Annotated in this window: 8 protein-coding genes; all 8 read right to left on the bottom strand. The window is 70.6% G+C overall.

From position 1 onward, the window contains the following. Window positions 1-296: 296 nt before the first annotated feature. A complete protein-coding gene (pufC, locus tag MOX02_RS24315) occupies window positions 297-1,481 on the bottom strand; it encodes a photosynthetic reaction center cytochrome PufC (protein WP_147028403.1) in 1,185 nt (394 codons plus the stop codon). After that, window positions 1,478-2,455 carry a photosynthetic reaction center subunit M gene (gene pufM, locus MOX02_RS24310; RefSeq protein ID WP_147028402.1) on the bottom strand — a complete coding sequence of 326 codons (978 nt, stop codon included), beginning with the start codon at window positions 2,453-2,455 and terminating at the stop codon, window positions 1,478-1,480. Before pufM ends, pufC begins: the two co-directional genes overlap by 4 nt. Window positions 2,456-2,469: 14 nt before the next feature. Continuing rightward, on the bottom strand, window positions 2,470-3,294 hold the full coding sequence (gene pufL, locus MOX02_RS24305) for a photosynthetic reaction center subunit L (protein WP_147028401.1): 825 nt from the start codon (window positions 3,292-3,294) through the stop codon (window positions 2,470-2,472). Window positions 3,295-3,446: 152 nt separating this feature from the next. Continuing rightward, the gene (pufA, locus tag MOX02_RS24300; protein WP_109895715.1) at window positions 3,447-3,632 is read right to left on the bottom strand and encodes a light-harvesting antenna LH1, alpha subunit; all 186 of its coding nucleotides are present in this window, start codon (window positions 3,630-3,632) and stop codon (window positions 3,447-3,449) included. A 13-nt stretch (window positions 3,633-3,645) separates the two neighbouring features. Continuing rightward, on the bottom strand, window positions 3,646-3,873 hold the full coding sequence (pufB, locus tag MOX02_RS24295) for a light-harvesting antenna LH1, beta subunit (RefSeq protein ID WP_147028400.1): 228 nt from the start codon (window positions 3,871-3,873) through the stop codon (window positions 3,646-3,648). Window positions 3,874-4,007: 134 nt separating this feature from the next. After that, entirely contained in the window at window positions 4,008-4,223 is a 216-nt protein-coding gene (locus MOX02_RS24290) for a hypothetical protein (protein WP_147028408.1), read from the bottom strand. Window positions 4,224-4,327: 104 nt separating this feature from the next. Beyond that, entirely contained in the window at window positions 4,328-5,794 is a 1,467-nt protein-coding gene (gene bchZ, locus MOX02_RS24285) for a chlorophyllide a reductase subunit Z (RefSeq protein ID WP_147028399.1), read from the bottom strand. Then, window positions 5,794-7,371, bottom strand: a complete 1,578-nt coding sequence (gene bchY / locus MOX02_RS24280) for a chlorophyllide a reductase subunit Y (protein WP_147028398.1) — start codon at window positions 7,369-7,371, stop codon at window positions 5,794-5,796. The genes bchZ and bchY overlap by 1 nt, the downstream gene beginning before the upstream one ends. Between the last annotated feature and the right edge of the window lie 4 nt (window positions 7,372-7,375).

Here is a 7,375-nt window from a genome sequence, read left to right as displayed (position 1 = left end):
CCGTGGAATCCCGCCCCCTGACCAAGGCCACGCTCCGTTCTCTTGATCCTGCGCGCTTCTGACAAGGCGATCGTGCCCGGTCATGCAGGAATGCGAGAACGCAGTTGCCGTGAAATCGTGGCGGATTTGAGCGGGGGGCGATCTCTCAAGCGTGACCGGAATGCAAAGCATTCACGCGCATGAATATCGTTCGACGGCTCAACGCGTCTGTGACGAGGTGTGCGACCGAGATCGGGCGCGACGCGATCGCGGGCAGGAGGCTTTCGCCGCCCGCCCGCAATCGCCGGTACGGTCCGTCAGGGCCTCGCCGCGGGCGCCTCCGGTGCGGGTGCCGGCGCCGCCGGGGCGGGGGACGCGGGTGCGGGCGCGGCCGGGCTTGCCGGTGCGGGCGCGGGCGGCGCGGCGGACCCATCCGGCGCAGGCCGCGTGCCGTCCGTCGCCGCGACCTCCATCGACTTGGCCAGCGACGGGTAGCCCTCGATCACGTGCGCGCCTCCGAGCGGCTTGTTCACGCCGTTGTGGCAGGTGGTGCAGTTGATCTTGGGCACGTCGCCGAGCGCGCCGAGGCGGTTCCTCGGGAAGGTCGATTGCAGCGGCTCCATGTAGTCGCCGTTGAGGTCGCGCACCATCCGGATCCCGTGCCAGGCCGAGACGCGCTGCGGCGTGCTCTCGCCCCAGTTCGAGATGGCGCGGGTGTTGTGGCAGTAGGTGCAGTTGACCCCGAGCCCCTGAGACATGTGCATCATCAGGGCGTAGGTCTTCTCCGCATCTTGGATGGGCTTGCCCTTGCCTTCCGGCAGTGCCGTCGAGGCGTTGACCCGGATGACGTTGTTGTCGATGTCCTTCTTGGCCAGGAACTCGGTCAGGGTGTCGTAGGGCAGCGAGGACAGGCCGACCGATTCCTTGGCGAGGTTCTGGCCGTTGTTGCGGGGTATGAAGCCCGAGCGCGCCTGCGGGCCGGGATCCGTGAACCAGATGTTGGCCGGCACGGGCTGGCCGCGGTGGCAGGTGTAGCAGGTGACGCCGGCCTCCTGGACGTGTTTCTCCTTCCAGGTCGCGTTGATGTGCTGGGTCATCTGCAGCATCCGCCGGGCGACGCGCTTCTGATAGAGGCTGTCGTCGGCCATGTTCTCGGTGTTGTGGCAGTAGGTGCAGCCCTGCTCGGGCGAGACCCACTCCGTCATCGAGACCATGAGGCGGTTGAACTCGTTCGTCGTCAGGTTCTGCAGGACCTTGACGTTCTCGTAGGTCTTGCCCGCGAGGTCGTCGCCGGGCTCGGCCGGGGCCGCGGCCTCCGGCGCCTTGTTCTCGGCCTTGACCGCGATGGCGTCGGCCCTCGTCTCGACCTGGGCCATCGCGGTGCCGCGGTAGCCGTTCTGGCTGGTGACGAGCGGCGGCCGGTCCCAGCCCGCGGTCCCGAACATCGCGATGGTCAGGAACAGCGCGACGACCCCGCCCGCCACGGTGAGAAGCGTCTTCATTGGGCACCTCCGCCCGCGCTCAGCGGATCGACGATCGGGCCGTAGACATGCGGGTAGGCCGGCGCGACGCCGTGCTTGACCGCCCAGAGGTACCAGTTGTCGACGACGGTGCCGGTGAGCAGGATGCCGATGCCGCCGGTGAGCGTCGTCAGCACGGCGAACCACCAGGCCCAGCGGTGGACCGATTCCATCGTGGCGTTGAAGCCCATCGTCCAGCGCCAGAACAGGGCGGCGCGCTCGGTCGCGGTGCCGCGGTTGACGATCTGGTCGATCTCGCGCTCCGACCCGTAGCGGCTCGTGGCCAGGATCGTGGCCCCGTGCATGGCGAACAGGAGCGTCGACCCGTACAGGAAGACGATCGAGAGCATGTGGAACGGGTTGTAGAAGAGGTTGCCGTAGCGCAGCGAGAAGGCCGCCGTCCAATCGAGGTGCGGGAAGATGCCGAAGGGCACCGCCTCGCTCCACGAGCCCATCATGACCGGCCGGATGAAGCCCAGCACGAGGTAGAGCCAGATGGCCGAGGCGAAGGCCCAGGGCACGTGGGTGCCGAGGCCGAGCGCCCGCGCCCGCCGGTAGAGGCGCACCCACCACAGCAGGATCGAGGCGGTGAGGAAGAAGCCGGCGATCAGCCACCAGCCGCCCTCGTTGAGCGGCGGCAGGACCTTGAGCCCGTATTGCGGGCGCGGCGGCTCCAGCGCCAGCCAGGGGAGCTGGCGCACGAACTGCACCGGATCCCAGTTCACCGAGGCCCACATGTTGAGCCCGATGATCTCGAAGGCGATGAGCCCGCAGGCGAACGAGAGGACCCCGAGATAGCCGCCGTAGATGGGGCCGACCTGCGCGTTGCCGATCAGGCCCATGAGGTAGCTGTGGAACGGCCTGCCCCAGCGGCGGTCCACGGGGACGGGCACCCCCATCTCCGGCTCGACGGGCCGGACCTGCACCTGCGTGAAGATGTTCTGGTAGTACGCCATGGCGTCGGCCTCCCTCAGCGCCAGACCGGGAGATTGAGCCACCAGCCCCACCATTCCGGCCAGCCCTTGGTCCAGAACGGTCCGCTGATGATGATGCAGACGGCGCTCCAGAAGCCCGCCGAGAGGGCCAGGAACAGGCCGAGGCGGTGGATGCCGAGCGTGCCGATCGAGTAGCCGATCGTGTCGCGGAAGAAGGTGTCCTCGTGCTCGGGCGTCTTCACGACCTCGCCCTTCGGCGGGTTCGTCGAGGACAGGATCAGCGAGCCGTGCAGCGACAGGGCCAGCGTCGTCGTGAAGAAGAACGACACGCCGAGCATGTGCGCCGGATTGTAGTGGAAGTGCAGGTACTGGTAGCCGGTGTTCGACACCCAATCGAGGTGGCTGAGGATGCCGTAGGGGAAGCCGTGGCCCCAGGCGCCCATCAGGAAGGGCCGGATCACCACCAGCGAGACGTAGGCGAAGATCGCCACCGAGAAGGCGAACGGCACGTGGTAGCCGATGCCGAGCTTGCGGCAGATCTCGACCTCGCGCAGCGCCCAGGAGCAGAAGGCCCCGATCGCGCAGAAGGTGATGAGCTGCCACAGGCCGCCCTCCTTCAGGGGCGCCAGCGCCAGCCCGTATTTCAGGTCGGGCGGCGCGATGTTGATCTGCCAGATGTTCCAGGTCGGGCCGATCGCCGCCCCGTAGAGGATCAGCGCCGTGCCGAGCACGGAGAAGAAGATCGTCGTCACGCCGAAGAAGCCGACGTAGAACGGGCCCACCCAGAAATCGAACAGGTCCCCGCCGACGAGCGTGCCGCCGCGGACCCGGTACTTCTTCTCGAAACTCAGCATCGCCATCGCGAAACCTCCCGGGCTCAGGCGTCACGGCGCGTGGGCCGTCACGGCGTTCGTCGCAGCGGGCGGGGCGCGCCGGTTCTCCGGCGCGGCCCCGTCCGCGGCTGGTCTCGTGGCAGGTCCGGGCGGCGGCGCGGCCGGGCCCGGATCCGCGATCACGCCGGCGTCGGCGGCACGATCTGCAGGGTGGCCGCGGCCGCCGCCTTCTTCGGGCCTTCGAGCCAGTTGAACCGGTCGGTGCTGAGCAGGATGAAGTGGATCAGCAGCGCCAGGACGAACAGGAAGGTGAAGAGCGCGACGAGGGTGCGGCGCGGATCGAAGAGAAGCCAGACCTTGTGCATGGTGCGGTCCTCCTCAGGAGAGCATCGAGACGAGGCCGTGGGCGGCGCTCGTCACGCTGTCGAGGGCGGCGTAGCCCTTCGGTCCGGGCAGCCAGGGACGCCACATCCAGACGAGGATGTGCGCGACCACGGCGATCGCCGTGAAGACGATGAAGCTCGTCAGGAAGATCGCGTGGAACTCCTTGGCTTCCGGCTCCGTCAGCCCGGACAGGCTGCTCGGTCGTTCCAATCCATTGGCCATCGTTGGGCACCTCCGCTTGGGCTGGCCGCGCCTGTGCGAGCGCGGCGGGTGTCGCCGTGGCGCGTCGTCTGCCACGGCCGGACTTCCACCCGTTCACCGGGACGGAAGCGTTTCGGCGGTCTCTGCCGCGCCCCTCAGCCCATGAAGGCGAAGGGGATGGCCGAGACCGCCATGGCCTTCGCCTCGCCGAACACCGAGCGGCGGTCGCCGAGAGCGGGGCGGGCGCCGCGGCCGGGCAGCAGGCGCTGCGAGATCGCGACGGCGAGGAACAGGGGGTAGGTCGCCGCGAGGATGACCCGGAACTGGAGGGCCTCCTGGTGCAGGCGCGACGTCGCGTTCGGTCCACGCATGGCCTTGCTCTCCTGCTGGCGCGTCCCGTCGGGACGGGCTGGCTGATCGGTGGGCTGGGATTGTGCCGGGCGCGCGGCCCGGGACGGCGAGAGGACGGCGGCGCTCATGCGGCGGCTCCGAGCTTGAGGCCGGCCTTGGCCTGGTCGACATGGGCGGCCGCGACCATCGCCGCGCCCTCCCCGCGGGCGCGCGCCTCGGCCGCGTCGCGCAGGCGCTTGGCCGCCGAGATCCGGACGAGGACGGGCTCGCGCTCGACATGGGCGTCGAGGGCGGCGCGGGCCGCCTCCTCCCAGGGCAGCTCCCGGTGAAGGCGCGCGGGCGTCGCCTCCACCGCGTCCATGTCGCGGGCCAGCGGCAGGATGTGGAAGAGCATGTCGAAGAGGGCGTTGCAGACCTCCTGGACGAGGTAGGTCGCGCCCGCGTAGCCCATGAAGGGCGTGCCCGTGTGCCGCCGAATGATCGCGCCCGGGAAGGAGGCCGGCACGTAGGCCGAGCGGGCGCCCGTCTCCGCGAGGTACATCCGCTCATTGTAGGAGCCGAACAGGACCAGGGGCGGGCTCTTGGCCAGAGCCTCGCGCACGGCCGCATTGTCCGGCTTGGCGCCGGGCTTGCGCGCGACCGCGAAGGTGCAGGGCAGGCCCATCTCCTCCTCGAGGAAGTGGCGCACGCCGCGGGCATAGGTCTCGGTGGCGACGATGCCGAAGCTCGCCGTGCCGAAGAAGTCCTGCGTCACCGAGCGCCAAAGGTCCCAGACCGGCTTGATCGTGGTGTGGCGCTCGCGCTCGATGAAGGGCTCCGGGTCGACCCCCAGGATCTCGCCGAGCGAGCGCAGGAACTTCGTGGTCGAGAGGATGCCGATCGGCGCCTGCAGGTAGGGCCTCTCCAGGTCCTCGCAGAGGAGGCGCCCGAACTCGCGGTAGAGGCAGACGTTCGCGTCGGCGTTGACGAGCTTCGGCACGTCGGCGAGGTGGGCGCCGAGCGGGAAGACGAGGTTGACCTCGGCCCCGATCCCCTCGACGAGCCGGCGGATCTCGGCGAGGTCGGAGGGCATGTTGAAGGTGCCGTAGGCGGGGCCGACGATGTTGACCCGCGGCTTCTCGCCCGGCTTGCGCTCGGGCCGGGCCGGGATGCCCTTCTTGGCGAAGCGCTTGGCGCCGTGTTCCTGCCAGAGCCAGCGCATCGCCCGGTCGGCGGATTGCCACTGGTCCTCGTCGATGGTGCGGGGCAGGAAGCGCTGGAGGTTCGTGCCCTCCGGCGTGACCCCGCCGCCGATCATCTCGGCGATCGAGCCCGTGATGACGACGCTGGGCTGGCCCGGGTCGAGCGTCGCGTGCGCCCGCTTCATCGCGCCCTCGGTACCGTGGCGGCCGAGCTCCTCCTCGGCGAGCCCCGTCACCACGATCGGCAGTTCGTGCGGCGGCAGGGCGTCGGTGTAGTGGAGAACCGAGGTGACGGGCAGGTTCTCGCAGCCGACCGGCCCGTCGATGACGACCTGCAGGCCCTTGATCGCCGTGAAGACGTAGGCCGCGCCCCAGTAGCCGCCGGCGCGGTCGTGATCGAGGACGAGCATCAGGCCATCTCCCCGATCGGATCGTGGGCGTGCGCCTTCGGCTTCGCCGCGGGCGCGCTCTTGCGGGCCTTCGGGACCTCCTCCCAGATGCCGGCGGCGTGGCCCTGGCCCACCCCCTCGAAGAAGTCGCGCATACGGTCGAAGCGGGCCCGGTTGCCCAGCGCCGCGTTGACGACTGCCGCGAGCGAGCCCGCACCCGCCACGCCCATCAAGGGGCGGGCCGAGATGAGATTCGTGAAGTAGAGGGCGGGCGTGCCGCGCTCCTTGGCCTTCTGCACCACGGGCGTCGTGCCGATGGCGAGGTCCGGCTGGAACTCGGCGAGCGCCGCGAGGTCGTCTTCCAGCGAGGCCCGGTAGCGGACCGTGACGCCGCGGGCTTCGAGCCAGTCGAGATCCTCCTCCGAATGCGGCGTGCGCGGGCAGGCGGTGCCGACGTAGCGCAGGTCGGCGCCGCTCTCGACGAGAAGCCGCCCGACGAGGAGTTCCGAGCCCTCGTAGCCCGAGAGCGTGATCCGGCCGCGGACGGGCGCCGCCGCGAGCGCCCCGCGGATCGGTGGCAGCAGCCGGTTCTGGGCGTCCTCCACGACCCGGCGCGGGACGGCGCAGGCCTCGCCGATGCGGGTGAGCCACTCGGCCGTCCCGTCGTGGCCGACCGGGGCGGAGCCGACGATCGGGCGGCCCGCCGCCTCGAACTCGCGCAGGCTCGCTGTGTAGAAGGGGTGGATCGCCGCCACCGCCGCGGCGTCGAGCGCCGCGTAGAGCTCCCGCCACTCGCGGGTCGGCACGACGGGGCCAGCCGCGAGCCCGATCGCGCCGAGCATCGACCCGATCACCACCGGATCGGCCGGGAACATCTCGCCGAGGAAGGTCACGGTCGGCCGCTCCGAGCGGCCGGCGCGCGGGGCCTGGACGGGACCCTGCTCGGCCTCCGTGCGCGCCACCTTGAGCATGGCGCCCGCGAGCACGTCCTTGGCCTCCGCGTGGGTCGGCACGCCGAAGCCCGGCACGTCGATGCCGATGACGCGGACCCCGTCGATCTCCTTCGGCAGCAGGCGCAGGGGCACGCCCGAGGCGGTCGGCACGCAGAGGTTGATGACGACGACGGCGTCGTAATCCTCGGGCTTGGCCGTGGCGTGCACCGCCTCCCGGATGTCCTCGAACAGCTTGCCGGTGACGAGCGTCTCGGAGTTGAACGGCACGTAGCCGACGCTGCGCCGTGCTCCGTAGAAGTGGGAGGTGAAGGTGAGGCCGTAGACGCAGCAGGCCGAGCCCGACAGGATCGTCGCCGTGCGCCGCATCCGCAAGCCGACCCGCAGCGAGCCGAAGGCCGGGCACATGCTCTGCGGCTGGTCGTGGGGACCGACGGGGTAGTCCCGCGCCAGCCCCTCCAGCGTCTCGCTCATGCCGGCGGCCGCGGCGGCCGCCCGCATCGTGTCCTTGCCCGCGTGGCAGCCGAGGCCGTCGCCCTGCGTGGCCGCGAGGTTGACGACCTTGCCGGGCGCCTGCTCGCCCTGGAGGGCGGAGGCCGGCCGCTCCCGGCGGGCGCGGAGGTCGGCGATGTCGAGCGTGACCGCCATGGCG

It is taken from the genome of Methylobacterium oxalidis (genome assembly GCF_007992195.1).
Classification (GTDB): domain Bacteria; phylum Pseudomonadota; class Alphaproteobacteria; order Rhizobiales; family Beijerinckiaceae; genus Methylobacterium; species Methylobacterium oxalidis.
The sequence above is the reverse complement of the archived record's forward strand: the minus strand, read 5'-3'. Positions and strand labels throughout refer to the sequence as shown.

Excerpts from the sequence above, each read along its gene's own strand:
- pufC (WP_147028403.1), bottom strand. The coding sequence starts at position 1,481 with ATGAAGACGCTTCTCACCGTGGCGGGCGGGGTCGTCGCGCTGTTCCTG.
- pufL (WP_147028401.1), bottom strand. The coding sequence starts at position 3,294 with ATGGCGATGCTGAGTTTCGAGAAGAAGTACCGGGTCCGCGGCGGCACG.
- pufM (WP_147028402.1), bottom strand. The coding sequence starts at position 2,455 with ATGGCGTACTACCAGAACATCTTCACGCAGGTGCAGGTCCGGCCCGTC.
- pufA (WP_109895715.1), bottom strand. The coding sequence starts at position 3,632 with ATGCACAAGGTCTGGCTTCTCTTCGATCCGCGCCGCACCCTCGTCGCG.
- bchY (WP_147028398.1), bottom strand. The coding sequence starts at position 7,371 with ATGGCGGTCACGCTCGACATCGCCGACCTCCGCGCCCGCCGGGAGCGG.
- pufB (WP_147028400.1), bottom strand. The coding sequence starts at position 3,873 with ATGGCCAATGGATTGGAACGACCGAGCAGCCTGTCCGGGCTGACGGAG.
- bchZ (WP_147028399.1), bottom strand. The coding sequence starts at position 5,794 with ATGCTCGTCCTCGATCACGACCGCGCCGGCGGCTACTGGGGCGCGGCC.
- MOX02_RS24290 (WP_147028408.1), bottom strand. The coding sequence starts at position 4,223 with ATGCGTGGACCGAACGCGACGTCGCGCCTGCACCAGGAGGCCCTCCAG.